Consider the following 17,551-nt stretch of genomic DNA (forward strand, 5'->3'; position numbering starts at 1 on the left):
TATGTCAAAACATCAATGGACATTGAGTAAAAAAGTAATTTTTCACACTCAGTTTTTCTTCAGAAAATTTCCGGCACTGCCTTATATTTTAAAATGGCTGTTTATTAGTCTTATTATCGGAACATTGGTAGGAACAGCTTCTGCAGGATTTTTACAGTCGTTGGAATGGGCCACCAGTTTCAGAGAAAATCATTTATGGTTAATTGCATTGCTTCCTGTTGCAGGTTTCCTCATTGGACTTTTATACTATTATTTTGGAAAAGATGTAGAGGCAGGAAATAATCTCCTGATTGACAACATTCATGATCCCAAAGAAATTATCCCTTTCAAAATGGCTCCTTTTGTTTATCTGGGAACCATTGCTACCCATCTATTTGGAGGTTCGGCAGGACGTGAGGGAACCGCTCTCCAGATGGCTGGTGCTATTGCAGACCAACTCACGAAGCCCTTTAAGCTTGATAAAAACGAAAGGAAAATATTAATTATCTCAGCAATTGCTGCCGGATTTGGATCTATTTTTGGGACTCCTCTGGCGGGGGCTGTTTTCGGACTAGAGGTCTTTCTGATTGGAAGAATACGCTACAATGCCATATTCCCAGCCTTTGCTTCGGCTATACTTGCAGATTGGGCCACCAACCTTTGGAATGTAAAACACACTCATTATCATATTGATATCATTCCAAAACTAGAGTTCTTACCAATCCTTTATAGTATTTTAGCAGGTATTGCCTTTGGGATTTGTGCAGCTGCATTCAGCAAAACTATTAATTGGGCAGGCTCTCTTTTCAAATCAAAAATTAAATATCCGCCTCTTCGTCCGGTCATTGGGGGAATCATCGTTGCTTTGGCTGTTTTGGCAATGGGCACAACCCGTTATATTGGATTAGGAGTTCCCATCATTGTAGAATCCTTTGAAAAACAACTTCCATTGTATGATTTTGCATTGAAAATGATTTTCACTATCGTTACTCTTTCAGCAGGATTTAAAGGCGGTGAAGTCACTCCCTTATTCTTCATCGGGGCAACCTTGGGGAGTGCATTATCCTTGTTTATTCCGTTACCTTTTGGGTTATTGGCCGGTATGGGTTTTGTAGCCGTATTTGCCGGAGCAACAAATACCCCGTTGGCGTGCATATTGATGGGAATTGAATTATTTGGTGCAGAAAGTGGCGCTTATGTTGCCATTGCATGTGTTGTTTCCTATCTTCTTTCGGGACACAACAGTATTTACACCAAACAGAAAATTGGAGTTGCCAAAAACAGAAGATATGAAAACCAGCAGAATCAATCTGTCTCGGACTTTTTATAAGTTTTATAAAATTATAACCTATCCTCTATTTTTTGAACACTTCCTTTCCAATCCTAATACACTCCGACTCTCAAACGCTAAAATCCCAAATCTTACAACTATAATCCGTATTTTTGCCCCATGTTCGATTACAGGTTAAAAGTTTTCCATACCGTAGCTTCCAGGCTAAGTTTTACTAAAGCTTCTGAGGAGCTTCATATTTCGCAGCCGGCAGTTACAAAACACATTAAAGAAATCGAGGTTCAGCTGGAGACTAAATTATTTGACAGAAAGGGTACTTCCATCCAATTGACACAAAGTGGAAAGATTCTGTATGAATATGCTGAAAAGATCAGAAATATTTACCGTGATCTGGAATTTGAAATCAACCAGATTAATCAACAGCATAAAGGAAAACTTATTATTGGAGCCAGTACTACTGTTGCTCAATACATTCTGCCTGAAATCCTGGCGAAATTCAATGCATACTATAAAGATATTAAAATAGAACTTCTGACCGGAAATACAGAAGCCATTTCCTCCCTTTTAAAAGAAGAAAAGATTGATCTGGGTATTATTGAAGGAGAATCACAGTCTTCTTATTTTGAATACAAAACCTTTAAACCTGATGAAATTGTACTGGCTGCAAAATCGGATCATCTTCTGGCGAACAAAACCTTAAACTTAAAAGATCTTTACCAACTAGATCTTATTTTCCGTGAACAAGGCTCCGGAACGTTAGAATTTATTCAAAACCGTTTAAAGGAAAAGGAAATCAATATCAATGAATTGAATACCGTTATTCAACTGGGAAGCAGTGAAAGCATTAAAAACTACCTTCTTCATTCTGATTGTATGGCTTTTCTTTCTATAAGTACTATTTTGAACGAATTGAAAAACAATATTCTTACGGTTATTGATATTAAAAACTTCAGTATCGAAAGGGATTTTCATTTTATTCTTCCAAAAGGAGAACAGTCTGAGCTAATCAAGCTTTTCCTGAGGTTTGCTGAGTAATTGGTTTGTACAATGTATAAAGTATTCATGTAAAAAGTATTAATGATCCAGCTCCTGCTATAGTTGATTACCTGAAACACATTTTACATTTTACATTTTACATTTTACATTTTACATTAATTATAACTTATAGTTATCAAACATAACAAAATACAATTTACTTTATAATAATATATTGCGGAATTTTGTTCCAGATTTTAAACGTTCGCAATATGAAAGATTTCATTCAAAATGAAGCAACACGAAAAGTAATTTTTATTGGATTAGCCGTCTTATCTTTAACTCCGTTGGTATCATCTCCAATTGCTTTAGTATTAGGTTTTGCTTTAGCTGTTTTTTTGGGAAACCCTTTTGAAAAACACCTTCACCAATATATTCATTTATTACTGCAGATTTCTATTGTTGGCCTCGGTTTCGGGTTAAAACTGGATGAAGCTCTTCATGCCGGAAAAACAGGATTGATGTTGACTGTGGTAAGTATTGCTACGGTAATGCTTTTAGGATACATTTTAGGGAAAGTATTTAAACTTGAAAGACCCCTTTCCTATCTTCTTTCTGCGGGTACTGCCATTTGTGGCGGAAGTGCCATTGCTGCTGTTTCTCCTATTATTAAACCCAGTACAAAACAAATCTCCTTGGCATTGGCCATTGTTTTTACGTTAAACTCCATTGCTTTATTCGTTTATCCGGCTATTGGGCACTTGCTGAATCTTTCACAGGAGCAGTTTGGGCTTTGGTGCGCCGTTGGAATTCATGATACAAGCTCTGTAGTAGGCGCAGCTAGTAAATATGGAGATGAAGCCTTAAAAATTGCCACTACCGTGAAATTAGCCCGTGCTTTATGGATCATACCCATTTCCCTGATTACCATGTTCGTTTTTAAGAGTAAGGACTCAAAAATAAAAATACCGTGGTTCATAGGATACTTCATATTGGCGATTCTATTGAATACCTATTTCCCTTTTATGGATAGCTTCAGCACTATGATCACTTCAGTAGCTAAATCCGGCCTGAATCTGACCTTATTTTTCATTGGCTCTACTCTTTCTCTACAAACCCTAAAAACAATCGGTTTTAAGCCCTTATTAACAGCTATATTACTTTGGGTAACCATCAGTGTAGGAAGTTTACTTTACATTATTCATTAAAAACAACAGAACCCTCTTGAAAATCAAAAGGGTTCTGCCTATTAAATGTGGAAATGTTTATTTCGTATTGAAATAATTTCTTAAACTTCACCGCAAGTATAAACCTGAGGACAAGCTATATACTGAGGACAATATTTAGGTCCAACTACAGTTCCTGAGCAGCTGCATCCGCAAAGAGATAAATCCGGATTTCCGCTTATCCCTCCTGCAATATTCTTCAAGTCTTCTTTTCTTAATTTTTTAGCATTCTTAATAATGTTCATGGGTCTTTGTTTTGATTAAACAATATAGTTTTAGTTCGTACTCAAAGTTAAACAAATATCAATTATAAGCAACATATTTTTTAATAAAACTTAATATATTATTGATTTTAATATAATTACCATACTATAAATAAGAAATATATTATTTTAAATTATTAAACAAATTAAATTATTCAATAAATTCAAGGTCCTTATCATGGGTTTCCGAGATCGTAAGGGACGAATAAAACGCAAGTCCAAATACGACCACCCCAACAATGGCAGCACTTATAATCACAGAAAAATTAACTTTAAGAAGATCAAAGGCAAGGATCATCACCGGTACCAATCCTCTTACCATATTGGGAACAGTTGTGGTTGCTGTATTTCTGATATTTGTTCCGAACTGCTCTGCTGCAAGGGTGACAAACATCGCCCAATATCCTGTTCCCAGTCCCAGCCAGACACAGAACAGGTAATATTTTGTTTCTGTATCTGTATTTCCAAACAACATGAATGCAACCCCAATAATGGTGAAAACCAACATATAAAATATTGCCATTTTCCGCGATTTTAAGGCGTGAGAAATAAAACCACTCATCAAATCACCAACAGAGATCCCCACATATGCCCACATAATTGCTTTTCCGGGACTGAGATCCTTTATTCCGAATTCAGGGGCAAATTGATTAGCCAAAACAGCCAGAATCCCTATACAGTACCATGTAGGTAATCCTACTGCAATACATTTTAAGTATCTTACCAACCTGTCTTTATTCGTGAAAAAGGATAGAAAATTTCCTTTGGAGACGTTTTTATGTTCAATATTCTTATATATTCCTGATTCTGAAACGCTTATTCTTAAAATAAGCAACATAATCCCCATAATCCCTCCAATAATGTAGGAGATATTCCATCCTCCAGCTAATTCTACTGTAAGTTGGGCAACGACAGCTCCCATCAATCCAAAACCCGCTACCACGGAGGTTCCAATAGCTCTTAAATTCTTCGGCAGACTTTCAGAAACAAGTGTAATTCCGGCTCCTAGCTCTCCGGCTAAACCTATTCCTGCAATAAATCTTAAGCCAGCATATTGATACACTAAATGCTCTTTTGGAAAATAAGGTAAAAAACCACAGGCGATATTGGCAAGGGAATACACTAAAATAGAACCAAAGAGCACAGAAAGTCTGCCTTTTTTATCCCCGAAAATACCCCAGAAGACTCCTCCAATAAGAAGACCCACCATCTGACAATTCAGAATAAAGGTTCCATCTGCATCCGGATTAAGCCCTAAGGCTTTTAAACTGGGGATCCTTACAATTCCAAATAAGAGGAGATCATAGATGTCTACAAAATAGCCTAAGGCTGAAATAATAACGGGAATCGAAAAAATGTACTTCAGTTTTGAAGATAGGGACAGTTCTTGCATTGTTAAATTTTGATAAAAATAAAAAACCTTTCAATTTCTTGAAAGGTTTTTATAAAATATCTTGATCTGATTATTATCTTGCAATATTCACAGCTCTCGTTTCTCTGATTACTGTTACTTTTACCTGTCCTGGGTAGGTCAGTTCATTCTGGATCTTTTCAGAGATATCGTAAGATAGTTGAGAAGCTACTTCATCATTTACTTTTCCACTTTCTACCATTACTCTTAGTTCTCTACCTGCTTGGATTGCATATGCACTTGATACTCCATCGAAGCTTAATGCTGCAGACTCAAGGTCTTTCAATCTCTGGATGTAAGATTCCAATACTTGTCTTCTTGCTCCAGGTCTTGCTCCTGAAATAGCATCGGCTACCTGAATGATTGGAGATAATAACGACTTCATTTCAATTTCGTCGTGGTGAGCTCCAATTGCGTTTACAACTTCTGGGTTTTCACCGTATTTCTCAGCCCATTGCATTCCTAATAAAGCGTGTGGTAATTCAGATTCCTGCTCAGGAACTTTACCAATATCGTGTAATAGACCTGCTCTTTTAGCTAATTTTACGTTTAAGCCTAATTCAGCAGCCATTGTTGCAGCGATGTTTGCTACTTCTCTTGAGTGCTGTAGTAAGTTTTGTCCGTATGAAGAACGGTACTTCATTCTACCAACGATCTTAATTAACTCTGGGTGTAATCCGTGGATTCCAAGGTCAATAATCGTTCTTTTTCCTACTTCAATAATCTCCTCTTCAATTTGCTTTCTTGTTTTTTCTACTACTTCCTCGATTCTTGCCGGGTGGATTCTACCATCCGTAACCAATCTGTGAAGGGATAGTCTTGCAATTTCTCTTCTTACCGGATCAAAACATGAAAGAAGAATAGCTTCCGGAGTATCATCCACGATGATCTCAACTCCTGTTACCGCTTCTAATGCACGGATATTTCTACCTTCTCTACCGATAATTCTACCTTTTACTTCGTCAGATTCAATATTGAATACTGATACTGAGTTTTCGATAGCCTGCTCTGTCCCGATTCTTTGGATCGTTTGGATAACAATTTTTCTGGCTTCGTTTTTAGCATTCATCTGAGCTTCCTCCATGATGCCCTGAACGTGCGCCTGTGCTCTTGTCTTCGCTTCAGCTTTCATGGTTTCTACCAATTCTGCTTTAGCTTCTTCAGCTGTGTAATTAGAGATCTTTTCAAGTATTTCTACTTTCTTAGCAGTAGCTATATCTAATTCCTGCTGTTTTCTGTCTAGAATCTCGTTCTTCTTCGCGTAATCTGCAATCTGTCTGTCTAAATCCTTTTCAAGTTTTCCTGTCTTGCTAAGATCGTCATTCAGTTTGTGCTCCTTGTCTTTTGTTCTTTTTTCAGCTTCCTGCATCTTTTTCTCACGAGATTGGATGTCTGAATCATGCTGAGATTTTAGTTCAAGGAATTTTTCCTTAGCTTGAAGATTCTTTTCTTTCTTTATGGATTCAGCTTGTACGTTAGCTTTTTCTATAAGGTTTTCGGCATTTTTAGTTGCATCATCTATGATAAATTTTGCCTTAGTATTCAGTGAGCTTCTGGAAAAAAACATTCCCACGACAGCCCCGATTACTAAACAAACAACACCGACTATAACTTCTATCATAATTTATATTGAGTTTTAATTGTATTCATATCCTTTAAATAAAAAAAGCCCACAATAATCCAGGGATTGAGAGTAAACTCCTAATCAACACGATTTGAACTGATTTCCACTGTCTGTAATCCGGAAGACCGGCACGCCATTCGATGGACATTTGTTCGGTAATTGCTTAGCGTTGAGTTTACCTTTAATGTGTTAGAATCATTGTAGGCAGTTTGTTCAGGAAAAAAAATCTATTTCCCGATTTCATTCAACGATTGATTGATTTGTTTTAATCTTTCGTTGCTCGAATTAATATTTTTCTCGTAGTTAAGAGACACTACTTCTGCATTAGTTCCCAATTTAAGGGCACACATGGCCAAAGCATCTTGTTTATCTCTTACATCGAAGTTCTGTTCAAAATCTTTAATCATACTTTCGATCTGCTTCCCTACTTTACGCAAAGTTTCTTCCTCTGCTGCCGGTACGTTCAGCGGATATACTCTTCCTGCAATGTTGACGGTTATTCTCCTTACCTCCATTATAATCCACTGTTTTGAAGCTGTGCAATACAGAAATCTATTTCTTTTACCAATCTGTTGATGTGATTTTTCATTAACCTATTGTGTTCAGGATTCCCTGATATTGCTGAATAAAGTTTTATATTTTTTTGTTCTTCTGCTAATACCTGATTTCTTCTCCTCTCCTCATCATACTTCTTCTTCAAGTCTTCATGCTCAATACTTAATTCTGATAAATTTTCAGTAAGACTTTTGTAATTCTTTTGAAGAGTCAAAATCTTCCTCTCTAATTCTGAAAAATTGTTTTCTAAATCTTGAAGCATTTCAGGTTTGTATATTCTAACTAGAAGCAAAAATAAAAAAATAATAACACTAACAAAAATAAAACGTCCTATATTTTGTAATCTCAACAAAAAAGGAGATGCAGATGCACCTCCTATGTATTTTCAATGTGATATTTTTTATTCAAATTTCAATACAAACATAATTGCTCTTGTCTGTAATGTAGAAACGGCAGATGCCCAATAAGGAGGTGTAGTTGCATTATCAGCCACTTTTTCATTATTCATGAAGAATGTTCCTCTTACCCCAGGAGTCAGTTTAAACTTATTGAAGTAAAACTGGATTCCCATTTCTGCAGACCAAGCAAAGTTATGCGTTGTGGATCTGAAGATCTGCTGCATGTTATCATCAGTAGACCCTGAGTTGGATTGTAGGTTCACTATATAATTTACCCCAGCTGCAACGTATGGTCTTGAATTATACCATCTTCGCCCGTGAAGCTCCAAAAGTACCGGAATATCAACCAATGTAGACTTAATTTCTCTTACTTTATCTTTATCTGTTAAAGGAAAAGGCATAAACGGAGCATTAGTTAATGATCCACCTGCATAAATATCATTGGATTGAGTATTAAAAGTCAACTGTCTTTGTGCAAACTGTAGACCTGGTTCTATCCTTACATCCAGATAGTCATTCAGTCTCCATTTTGCAATAAGCCCAGCACCGAAACTGTAACTTTCCTTAGAGGAAACAAGGTTTTCGTTTTCATTCATCCCGTATCTTGGATGCAATACAATTCGGTAGTCTAGTCTATTCCCGTTCAAATAAAACCCCCAACTGAATTTCTGCTCGTCGAAATCTTCCAACTTGTCCATTCTGTTTCGGGTTCTAAATTGCGCGTTTGCAAAAACGGCAACATTTACTGAGGTCAAAACCAGTGCTTTTAATAGAAATTTATTCATAGGTTACTTTGTTGCTTTATAAATTGTGGCTATACCTAAACTTAATTTTTTATATTCAACTTTCTTAAATCCCGTATCTAAAAGAATTTGCTTCATCTTCTCCCCGAAAGGAAAAGCATTTACAGAATCCGGAAGGTATGTATACGCCCTATTATCTTTAGAAACCAATCTGCCTATGGCAGGTAATATATTTTTGAAATAAAACATATAAAATGGTCCTAAAAAACCCTCAACCTTTGAAAACTCCAGTATATAAACACTCTTGTTATCTTTAACTACTCTTCTTAACTCTGCTAAACCTTTGGTAAGGTTCTCAAAATTCCTCACTCCAAATGCAACGGAAACAGCATCAAATCTATTGTCCTCGAAAGGTAAATTTTCTGCATCCCCTTTTTGCATGGAAATTTTGCCGTCTAATTTAAGTTTTTTTATTTTAATAACGCCAACATTCAGCATTTGTTGTGATAAATCTAAACCAACTACTTTTGAACCGGTTCCTTTTTCAATAGTAATTGCCAGATCTCCCGTTCCTGTAGCCACATCCAGCACTTCCTGCGGATTATCATTTTTCATCCATTTTACCAGTTTGTTTCTCCACAAAATATCAATTTTCATGGATAAAACTCTGTTTAAAAGGTCATACTTCGGTGCAATATTGTCGAACATATCCTCTACCTGGCTCTTCTTTGTAGCCTCCGAATTGTAGGGAGTAACTTTAGTGATATCTTTTGTCAAAACTTAAAACTTGTAATATTCTTTGTAATAATTTAGGTAATCCTGCTTTCTGAAGATCTTTGATCTCGACTCCACTTTCTGGATGTTCTTGATCAATTTATCATAATCTTCATCTACATTGTAATAAAATTCTTCTGTGTAAAGCTTATTGAAACGCTTTGCTCCTCCGAGGTATTCCTTTCCGTCTATGACAGTCTTATCAAGCGCCATCAATAACGAATCTTTTTTAAGGTTATACCCGTAGTACTGGTCATTCACATAGTAATCCTTATGTGCGATATTAAGTAGACCACGAAGCTTATTTACTTCAAATGCCGAATCATAAAGCATTTTTTTATTTTGGTCGAAAACCTGAATAGAGTTTTTTCCCTTATTCAAATCCACATGCACATACTGTCCCCCTGAAATAATTCCTTCAGAACCGTTATTGATCTTAAAGTAATACGTATTGGGGGTAGGATTATCTACAACATAATAATTCTTCTTGGCTAAAAAAAGGAAGTAGATCCCAAAGGCACCGATAAACGCCACAGCTGCAATGAGTAAGCCTTTTAAGGACGAGTTGTTTTTCATAGATTGTAAAGTACAATTTTTGCAAATTTAATAATATTTTTAATTCTCGGTTATTAATATTAATTATTAACTTTGCATCTTTAAAAAAATCATATAAACGAATGCCGAATACGATCATTATTGGCTCTGGATGTTATATCCCGAACAGAGTTATTGGTAGAGATTACTTCATGAATTCCGAGTTTTATACTGAAGACGGAGTGAAAATTGAAAAACCTGTGGAAGAAACCATTGCGAAGTTTGTAGAAATTACAGAAATCGAAAACAGGAGGTTCATTGAAGAGGGTCTTTCCAATTCACAGATCGGTTATGAAGCCGCAAAAATTGCCCTTGAGGATGCAAAAGTAGACGGCGAAGAACTGGATTATATTATTTATGCGAGTAATTTCGGGGAAGTTACTGAGAATGGATATGCTGACTTCATGCCGACAATGGCAGCGAGAGTAAAGAATAAATTAGGAATCAAAAACAGAAAATGCGTAACATACGATATGCTTTTCGGATGTCCTGGATGGGTAGAAGCTATGATATTAGCTGACAATCTAATTAAAGCCAAGGTTGCAAAAACAGTTTTAGTGATCGGAGGAGAAACTTTAAGCCGCGTAACGGATCCATATGACAGAAACAGAATGATTTTTGCTGATGGTGCAGGTGCTGTAGTAGTAAAGGCAACAGACGAGGAAAATGTAGGAATCATTGCCCACAATACAATTTGTGATAATGGTCCGGAATTAAACTATCTTGAAAATCAACCTTCTATCAATAAGGAAGCAGATCAAAAACGTCTTTATGTAAGAATGTTAGGTAGAAAAATCTACGAATACGCTCTTAAAAACGTTCCTGTTGCAATCAAGGATACGATTACAGACGCCGGTCTTTCTATTGAAGACATCGATAAAATCTTAATTCACCAAGCAAACGCTAAGATGGATTATGCTATGATTGAAAGACTTCACAGACTTTATGACATCAAGGAATATGATCATTCGATCTCTCCTATGACAATCCAAGACCTTGGAAATACGTCTGTTGCAACCATTCCAACAATGTATGATTTAATAATTAAAGGAAAAATGGAGGGTCAATCGTTTAAAGATAAAGGTAACATTGTAATGACTTCGGTAGGTGCCGGAATGAACATCAATGCTATCGTTTATAGATTTCCTTAAAATATTTTAAACAATAAAAAATATAAAAGCACAGGGAAGTTATTCTTTGTGCTTTTTTTGAATAAGAACATGCAAAAAAATCTTTTAATTATTGCCGGAATCTTCCTATTTTTGGAGGTTTACATTTATCAAGCCATAAGAACACTTACAGATAATTTTTGGATAAGAGTTGGCTACTGGGTAGTGTCTTTAATTGTTTATGGAATTTTCGCCTACGAAGTCACTCATTATCAGAGATCAGACCAAAGCATGATGAAAGCCCAAATCATGATTTCCTTATTTTTGATATTTATTCTTCCTAAAATCTTTGTGGTTTTATTTTTATTGATTGATGATTTATTCAGATTAGGGGGCTATTTCGTTAATATGGCCGGTCCCAAGGAAACATTTTTCCCCGAGAGAAGAAAATTCCTGAGCCTTGTAGGGCTTGGAATGAGCGGAGTTCTTTCCGCCCTCTTCATAGATGGAATTACGTTCGGGAAATACAGGCATAAAGTAAGAAAAGTAAAGGTGAAATTCCCCAATCTTCCGAAAAGCTTTAAAGGATATAAAATCATTCAGATTTCAGATGTTCACAGTGGAAGTTTTGCAGATCCAAGCAAGCTACAACACGCTATAGATCTCATCAACGAGCAAAAACCTGATCTTGTTCTATTTACAGGTGACATGGTAAACAATGTCGCGGATGAATTCAAGCCTTTTATTCCTTTATTTTCACAAATTAAGGCTAAAGATGGCAAGTTTGCGGTTTTAGGAAACCACGATTATGGCGATTATGTAACCTGGGAATCACCTGCTGCAAAAAAAGAAAATCTTGACACGTTGATTGGTTATGAAAAGCAAGCAGGATTTGACATGCTGAGAAATGAAAACAGAGTTATTGAGAAGAATGGAGAAAAATTATACATTCTCGGTGTTGAAAACTGGGGACTAAAACCTTTTCCACAATTTGGAAAAATTGATGAGGCTTTAAAAAACGTGCCGGAATCTGCAACAAAAATCCTAATGAGCCATGACCCTACCCATTTTGATTATGTAGTAAAAAAACACCCAGGAAATATCCATTTAACCCTTTCAGGCCACACCCACGGAATGCAGTTTGGCTTGGATCTTAAAAATATAAAATGGTCTCCTGTTCAATATCGTTACCCGAAATGGGCAGATTTATATGAAAGTGAGGGTAGATTACTGTATGTAAACAGAGGCTTTGGAGTATTGGGATATCCCGGAAGAGTTGGGGTATTGCCTGAAATCACTCTTTTTGAATTGAGCTAGTTTTAAAATTCAAAGTTTAAAGTTCAGGATGTAAAGTTTAAGGTTTAAAAATTGAAGATCTGATACTACAAGAAATTGTTCCCTTCTGCAACCTAACAACTACTACCTGCAACCTAAAAAATATAATCTTTCATACGGGAGGTAGCCATATCTTTCTCATTGATAAAACTAAGGAGGGCATCTAATTTGTCCTCCATTTTTTTGCCCGAAAATAAGCTTCTGTAAAACGGAATATCAAAACGGTATTTCTTGAAGTCCGTAAACTGCCAGGCATTAAGGTAGATCAAAACAAATTCTTCATTCTGCAATGTTTCCAGTACCATGTTCTGGTAGTACTTCATTGGCAAAATCTGAAAAACAAAATCATTGTAGGGTAATTGACTATAAGGAGAGATACTTTCCGGAACAATACTCAGTCCATCTTCTTCTGTAATTTCAGTATCTCTTTTAAGACGCTTGAAAGGAAAAAGAATATTAGCATTATCAATATTGGAGACATAATTAAATTCCATCAGCTTCAGATTCTCCTGTGGAATCTTAATGTCTTTTTGACGAATTCCTCTGATTTGTTTTTCCAGAAGATCCTGAATATTCTTCTTGGCGTCTTCAATTTCTGCAAGATTTGAATCTCTATTATAAAAGGCAATTTCATGCCCTTTGGATGAAATTGCCTTTATAAGATTCTGGAGTTTTTCAGTAAGAGAAACCTCCACAAAAAAGCTCGCTTTTGTATCATGAATATCTAAAATTCTAAGAATAGCTTTTGTATTCTCTTCTATGATTTTCAATCTTTCTTCATTAGTAATTGGTGAGCCAATTTTTGGTTCAGCTTCAATATTTGTAATGTTGAAAGTCAATAATATCATTTAAATTATATTTTAGATAAAAGTTATAATAAATTAAAAATCAGATGTTAAAGCAACAATTAGTTAAAGTATCACTTTACATTATTAATGCTTAGCTAATTTTACTTTTAGATTCTTGATCATGTCTTTCGTCATTTCAGAAATTCCGAAATCATAAGTCAATCCCCAGTCTTTTTTAGCTACAGAATCATCAATAGATGCCGGCCATGAATCTGCAATGGCTTGTCTGAAATCTGGATTATAATCAACAGCAAAATCAGGAATTTCTTTCTTAATTTCTGCAGCCAATTCTTTTGGAGTAAACGACATTCCCCCTAAATTATAAGAAGAACGAACCGTTAAACTTTCCTTTGGAGCATCCATTAATTTCAAGGTTGCATTAATCGCATCATCCATATACAACATTGGCATTCCAGTATCTTCAGAAATGAAGCTTGTATATTTTCCTTCTTCAATTGCTTTGTAGAAAATTTCAACAGCGTAGTCGGTAGTACCTCCACCTGCAGGAGTTTTCCATGAGATCAATCCAGGATATCTGATACTTCTTACATCTACTCCATATTTATCAAAGTAGTATTCGCACCACTTCTCCCCTGCCATTTTAGAGATCCCATAAACAGTGGTTGGGTTCAAAACTACATCTTGTCCAACATCATGTTTAGGAATTCCTTTTCCAAACACAGCAATTGAGCTTGGCCAGAAGATCTTTTTAAGAAGCCCTTCCTTAGCCATTTCACAAAAATGAAGAAGAGGTTCAAGATTCAATTTCCAAGCGAAAATAGGTTGCTTTTCCGAAGTTCCGGATAAAAGCGATGCCAAGTGATACACTGTAGTAATCTCGTAATCATGAATCACCTGTCTTACCAATTGTGTATTGGTAACATCCATTCTTTCATAGTGTCCGGCAGAGGTAATTCCCTCCTGCCATCTGTCCAGTCCTGAAGCCACTACATTTTCCGCTCCGTGGATCTCCACAAGTCTATTCGTAAGTTCCGTGCCAATTTGTCCCAAGGCACCTGTAATAAGTATTCTTTCCGTATAGGATTCCATTTTTCAGATTTTTTTAGAATTGTACAAAAGTAAAAAAAACATGTTAACCATAATAAAAAAGGTGTATTTAAAAATGCATCTTGAATCTCTGTAAAAATTCTAAACAATTTTTACAGAGATTTGGTATATTTTCTTCTTTCAAAGATTATAAGATCATCTGCAAATGGTTTGCATAAATTTCTATAATTTTGTTTCAAAGAAACAATCATATGAAGAAGATTTTAATTGCTTCGGTCTTATTAATGAGTCAACTTGGCTGGGCTCAGTTTACAGACTTCAATATTGTAAAAGAAGTACAGGTAAAGAATAAAGGTGTTGTAGTATCTGCTCACCCATTAGCCAGTGAAGCAGGCGCTAAAATACTTAAAATGGGAGGAAATGCCTATGACGCCGTTACCGCTACACAATATGCGTTAGCTGTTGTATACCCACAAGCCGGAAATATTGGTGGTGGTGGTTTTTTAGTAGGTGTTAAAAATAATGGTGAAAAGTTTACACTAGATTACAGAGAAACAGCTCCTAAAAAAGCTTCCAGAGACATGTATCTTGATAAAAAAGGAAAAGCAGATACAGATTTATCTCAAAATGGAAGACTGTCAGTGGGGATCCCCGGAAGTATTGCCGGCTTCTTTGCTACCCTGAAGTACTGTAAACTCCCTATGGAAAAGATCATTCAACCTGCTATTGATCTTGCAGAGCAAGGATTTGCTATCACGAACAAGGAAGCAGATATGCTGAACAACAACAAAGAAAAATTCCAGAAACATAATAAATCTTCTATTGTTTTTGTAAAAGATACCCCTTGGAAAGCCGGTGATATTTTAGTTCAGAAAGATTTAGCAGGAACTTTAAAACTAATCCAGAAATTAGGTGCAAAAGGGTTTTATGAAGGAAAAACAGCTGATCTTCTGGTTGCAGAAATGAAAAGAGGAAACGGAATCATCACTTTGGAAGACCTTAAAAACTATAAAGTTGCAGAAAGAAAAGCTTTGGAATTTGAATACAAAGGAAATAACGTTGTTTCAATGCCTTTACCCTCAAGTGGCGGACTTCTTTTGGCTCAAATGCTGAGAATGGCTAGTTTTGAAAACCTTGAAAAATACCAACAAAACTCTACAAAGGCTGTTCAGATAATGGCTGAGGCAGAAAGACGAGCATTTGCAGACAGAGCAGAATATATGGGAGATCCAGATTTTATTCAGGATAAAACATCTTACCTTATTTCAGATGAATACCTGAAAAATAGATGGAAAAGCTTTAGCTTCGACAAAGCCACTCCAAGTGCAGAAGTTGGCAAAATCATACCACAACCAAAGGAATCTACACAGACTACCCATATTTCCGTACTTGATAAGGATGGGAATGCTGCTTCTGTAACGACTACTCTTAACGGTTATTACGGAAGCAAGGTATTGGTTTCCGGAGCCGGTTTCTTTTTAAATAATGAAATGGATGATTTCTCCATAAAACCAGGTATTCCAAATATGTTTGGAGCGGTAGGCGGTGAGGCAAATTCTATCCAACCTAATAAAAGAATGCTCTCTTCCATGACACCAACAATCCTGCTTAAAAACGGGAAACCTTATATGGTAGTAGGAACTCCGGGAGGAACTACGATTCCAACTTCGGTATATCAATCTATTGTAAATGTGGTAGATTTTAAATTAAACGCCAATATTTCCGTGAATGCTCCTAAATTTCACCACCAGTGGCTTCCGGAAACCATAACAGTAGAAAATAACTTTCCTGAAAGCACCATTGCTGAGCTGAAAAGTAAAAACTATGTCATTGAAAAAACAAAATACATCGGAAAAACAGAAATAATTGTCATTGACGAGAATGGAAATATCCATGCAGTAGCAGACGGCCGTGGAGATGACTCCGTTGCTGTGGAATAGTTTCTATTATCATATATAATCATACAAGTTCGGCTTCATTTAAAATGAAGCCGAACTTTTTATATCCCATCAACATTAACACAGTGTATTTTCAATGACTTTTGTCATGTTTCTAGATAAATTTTCTTATTTTTCGGCCTTAAAAAAATAAAACGACTGTTCTTTGAAAGCAAAAAAAATATACAATCAGCTTTATTTTCAGGTTATTATAGCAATAGTTGCAGGTATTATTCTGGGAAGATTCTATCCTGAATTAGGAGAAAAAATGAAACCTTTAGGCGATGGCTTTATCAAATTGGTAAAGATGATCATTGCTCCGGTCATTTTCATCACCCTTACTTTAGGAATTGCTCATATGACCGATCTTAAAAAGGTAGGAAGAATTGCAATAAAGGCAATGATCTATTTTTTTACATTCTCTACCCTAGCCCTTATTATCGGTTTGTTTGTAGGAAATATCTTACAACCTGGTCGCGGTTTAAATATTGATCCGGCCACTCTTTCAGGAGATGTAGCCCAATATCAGGAGAAAGCCCATGAATCTACCCTTACAGGATTTATCATGAATATCATTCCTGAAACTCTTTTCAGCCCTTTGGTTGGCGATAATATTCTTCAGGTTCTTCTTGTGGCTATTTTAATGGGTGTTGCATTGGTTTTAACGAAGGAAAAAAGCCAAAAAGTAACTGATTTCCTGCAAGATCTGTCTACCCCTATATTCAAGATTGTTCATATGCTGATGAAACTTGCCCCAATAGGCGCTTTTGGGGCTATGGCTTTTACCATAGGAAAATATGGACTTCATTCTGTATTGAATCTTATTTTTTTAGTAGGCACATTCTACATTACTTCTTTCCTTTTTGTGGCATTGGTTCTAGGAGCCGTGGCTTGGTATAACGGATTTAATATTTTTAAACTACTGGTTTACCTTAAGGAGGAGCTTCTTTTGGTTTTGGGAACCAGTTCTTCAGAATCTGCGCTTCCGGGAATCATGGAAAAGCTGGAAAAAGCAGGCTGCTCACGAGCAATAGTTGGCTTGGTAGTTCCTACCGGATATTCTTTTAATCTGGATGGAACTAATATTTATATGACTCTTGCTTCTCTATTCATAGCCCAGGCACTTAATATTCATCTTCCTATTGAAAAGCAACTGATGCTTCTTTTGGTGGCGATGTTAAGTTCAAAAGGTGCTGCTGGTGTTACGGGTGCCGGGTTTGTGACTTTAGCGGCTACTTTGGCTGTTGTTCCGGAAATCCCTATTGCAGGAATGACATTAATTCTTGGGATTGATAAGTTTATGAGTGAATGCAGAGCTCTTACGAATGTTATTGGAAACTCTGTGGCTACAGTAGTGGTTGCTAATTGGGAAAAACAGCTTGATAAAGAGCAGTTTCATTATTGTCTGAACCACCCGCATGAGATTGAAAAAGAGCTGGAAGTGTGATTTTTGCAGGTGCCAGATGATAGGTAACAGGGAT

General features: G+C 36.2%; 17 protein-coding genes. 7 read left to right on the forward strand and 10 right to left on the reverse strand.

All coding sequences use genetic code 11. The annotated features are described in order from the left end of the window. The first annotated feature begins 1 nt into the window (after position 1). The 3 genes from C1638_RS08170 (at position 2) to C1638_RS08180 (ending at position 3,453) form a co-directional block, all read left to right on the forward strand. Positions 2-1,309 carry a voltage-gated chloride channel family protein gene (locus C1638_RS08170; RefSeq protein ID WP_185140416.1) on the forward strand — a complete coding sequence of 436 codons (1,308 nt, stop codon included), beginning with the start codon at positions 2-4 and terminating at the stop codon, positions 1,307-1,309. Between the two features lie 120 nt (positions 1,310-1,429). Then, a complete protein-coding gene (locus C1638_RS08175) occupies positions 1,430-2,305 on the forward strand; it encodes a LysR substrate-binding domain-containing protein (RefSeq protein WP_109619906.1) in 876 nt (291 codons plus the stop codon). Between the two features lie 212 nt (positions 2,306-2,517). After that, positions 2,518-3,453, forward strand: coding sequence for a YeiH family protein (locus tag C1638_RS08180; protein WP_109619908.1), 936 nt, complete (start codon positions 2,518-2,520; stop codon positions 3,451-3,453). Positions 3,454-3,533: 80 nt separating this feature from the next. On the opposite strand, the gene C1638_RS08185 is transcribed toward C1638_RS08180, so the two are convergent. The 8 genes from C1638_RS08185 to C1638_RS08220 all read right to left on the reverse strand — a co-directional run bounded on the left by C1638_RS08185 (position 3,534) and on the right by C1638_RS08220 (position 9,815). Further along, on the reverse strand, positions 3,534-3,716 hold the full coding sequence (locus C1638_RS08185) for a hypothetical protein (RefSeq protein WP_076354094.1): 183 nt from the start codon (positions 3,714-3,716) through the stop codon (positions 3,534-3,536). Between the two features lie 169 nt (positions 3,717-3,885). After that, positions 3,886-5,127, reverse strand: a complete 1,242-nt coding sequence (locus C1638_RS08190; protein WP_109619910.1) for an MFS transporter — start codon at positions 5,125-5,127, stop codon at positions 3,886-3,888. A gap of 73 nt (positions 5,128-5,200) precedes the next feature. After that, positions 5,201-6,766 (reverse strand): ribonuclease Y, encoded by a 1,566-nt coding sequence (rny, locus tag C1638_RS08195; protein ID WP_185140417.1) that lies wholly within the window; start codon positions 6,764-6,766, stop codon positions 5,201-5,203. Between the two features lie 230 nt (positions 6,767-6,996). Further along, positions 6,997-7,284 carry a cell division protein ZapA gene (locus tag C1638_RS08200; protein WP_109619914.1) on the reverse strand — a complete coding sequence of 96 codons (288 nt, stop codon included), beginning with the start codon at positions 7,282-7,284 and terminating at the stop codon, positions 6,997-6,999. Next, positions 7,284-7,586, reverse strand: coding sequence for a hypothetical protein (locus C1638_RS08205; RefSeq protein ID WP_106916342.1), 303 nt, complete (start codon positions 7,584-7,586; stop codon positions 7,284-7,286). The genes C1638_RS08200 and C1638_RS08205 overlap by 1 nt, the downstream gene beginning before the upstream one ends. 138 nt (positions 7,587-7,724) lie before the next feature. Beyond that, positions 7,725-8,507, reverse strand: a complete 783-nt coding sequence (gene porT, locus C1638_RS08210; protein ID WP_109619916.1) for a type IX secretion/gliding motility protein PorT/SprT — start codon at positions 8,505-8,507, stop codon at positions 7,725-7,727. A 3-nt stretch (positions 8,508-8,510) separates the two neighbouring features. Further along, positions 8,511-9,242 (reverse strand): bifunctional demethylmenaquinone methyltransferase/2-methoxy-6-polyprenyl-1,4-benzoquinol methylase UbiE, encoded by a 732-nt coding sequence (gene ubiE, locus C1638_RS08215; protein WP_076354082.1) that lies wholly within the window; start codon positions 9,240-9,242, stop codon positions 8,511-8,513. A gap of 3 nt (positions 9,243-9,245) precedes the next feature. Beyond that, positions 9,246-9,815 carry a hypothetical protein gene (locus C1638_RS08220; protein WP_109619918.1) on the reverse strand — a complete coding sequence of 190 codons (570 nt, stop codon included), beginning with the start codon at positions 9,813-9,815 and terminating at the stop codon, positions 9,246-9,248. Between the two features lie 101 nt (positions 9,816-9,916). Between C1638_RS08220 and C1638_RS08225 the strand changes: the two genes are divergently transcribed. After that, positions 9,917-10,984: a 3-oxoacyl-ACP synthase III family protein gene (locus C1638_RS08225; RefSeq protein WP_109619919.1), complete on the forward strand. Its 1,068-nt coding sequence runs from the start codon at positions 9,917-9,919 to the stop codon at positions 10,982-10,984. A gap of 69 nt (positions 10,985-11,053) precedes the next feature. Then, entirely contained in the window at positions 11,054-12,259 is a 1,206-nt protein-coding gene (locus C1638_RS08230; protein WP_109619921.1) for a metallophosphoesterase, read from the forward strand. Between the two features lie 113 nt (positions 12,260-12,372). Here C1638_RS08230 and C1638_RS08235 read toward each other — a convergent pair whose 3' ends face one another. After that, positions 12,373-13,125 carry a polysaccharide deacetylase family protein gene (locus tag C1638_RS08235; RefSeq protein WP_109619923.1) on the reverse strand — a complete coding sequence of 251 codons (753 nt, stop codon included), beginning with the start codon at positions 13,123-13,125 and terminating at the stop codon, positions 12,373-12,375. A gap of 84 nt (positions 13,126-13,209) precedes the next feature. Next, entirely contained in the window at positions 13,210-14,175 is a 966-nt protein-coding gene (locus C1638_RS08240; protein WP_109619925.1) for an NAD-dependent epimerase/dehydratase family protein, read from the reverse strand. Positions 14,176-14,384: 209 nt separating this feature from the next. On the opposite strand from C1638_RS08240, the gene ggt reads away from it, so the two are divergent. After that, positions 14,385-16,073 carry a gamma-glutamyltransferase gene (ggt, locus tag C1638_RS08245; protein ID WP_109619927.1) on the forward strand — a complete coding sequence of 563 codons (1,689 nt, stop codon included), beginning with the start codon at positions 14,385-14,387 and terminating at the stop codon, positions 16,071-16,073. A gap of 163 nt (positions 16,074-16,236) precedes the next feature. Next, the gene (locus C1638_RS08250) at positions 16,237-17,517 is read left to right on the forward strand and encodes a dicarboxylate/amino acid:cation symporter (RefSeq protein WP_109619928.1); all 1,281 of its coding nucleotides are present in this window, start codon (positions 16,237-16,239) and stop codon (positions 17,515-17,517) included. The last annotated feature ends 34 nt before the right edge of the window (positions 17,518-17,551 follow it).

It is taken from the genome of Chryseobacterium oncorhynchi (assembly GCF_002899895.1).
In the GTDB taxonomy this organism is placed as follows: Bacteria; Bacteroidota; Bacteroidia; order Flavobacteriales; family Weeksellaceae; genus Chryseobacterium; species Chryseobacterium oncorhynchi.

Coding starts and splice junctions, on each gene's coding strand:
- C1638_RS08180 (WP_109619908.1), top strand. CDS start 2,518: ATGAAAGATTTCATTCAAAATGAAGCAACACGAAAAGTAATTTTTATT.
- C1638_RS08205 (WP_106916342.1), bottom strand. CDS start 7,586: ATGCTTCAAGATTTAGAAAACAATTTTTCAGAATTAGAGAGGAAGATT.
- C1638_RS08235 (WP_109619923.1), bottom strand. CDS start 13,125: ATGATATTATTGACTTTCAACATTACAAATATTGAAGCTGAACCAAAA.
- C1638_RS08185 (WP_076354094.1), bottom strand. CDS start 3,716: ATGAACATTATTAAGAATGCTAAAAAATTAAGAAAAGAAGACTTGAAG.
- C1638_RS08170 (WP_185140416.1), top strand. CDS start 2: ATGTCAAAACATCAATGGACATTGAGTAAAAAAGTAATTTTTCACACT.
- C1638_RS08200 (WP_109619914.1), bottom strand. CDS start 7,284: ATGGAGGTAAGGAGAATAACCGTCAACATTGCAGGAAGAGTATATCCG.
- porT (WP_109619916.1), bottom strand. CDS start 8,507: ATGAATAAATTTCTATTAAAAGCACTGGTTTTGACCTCAGTAAATGTT.
- C1638_RS08230 (WP_109619921.1), top strand. CDS start 11,054: ATGCAAAAAAATCTTTTAATTATTGCCGGAATCTTCCTATTTTTGGAG.
- C1638_RS08240 (WP_109619925.1), bottom strand. CDS start 14,175: ATGGAATCCTATACGGAAAGAATACTTATTACAGGTGCCTTGGGACAA.
- ggt (WP_109619927.1), top strand. CDS start 14,385: ATGAAGAAGATTTTAATTGCTTCGGTCTTATTAATGAGTCAACTTGGC.
- rny (WP_185140417.1), bottom strand. CDS start 6,766: ATGATAGAAGTTATAGTCGGTGTTGTTTGTTTAGTAATCGGGGCTGTC.
- C1638_RS08225 (WP_109619919.1), top strand. CDS start 9,917: ATGCCGAATACGATCATTATTGGCTCTGGATGTTATATCCCGAACAGA.
- C1638_RS08220 (WP_109619918.1), bottom strand. CDS start 9,815: ATGAAAAACAACTCGTCCTTAAAAGGCTTACTCATTGCAGCTGTGGCG.
- C1638_RS08175 (WP_109619906.1), top strand. CDS start 1,430: ATGTTCGATTACAGGTTAAAAGTTTTCCATACCGTAGCTTCCAGGCTA.
- C1638_RS08190 (WP_109619910.1), bottom strand. CDS start 5,127: ATGCAAGAACTGTCCCTATCTTCAAAACTGAAGTACATTTTTTCGATT.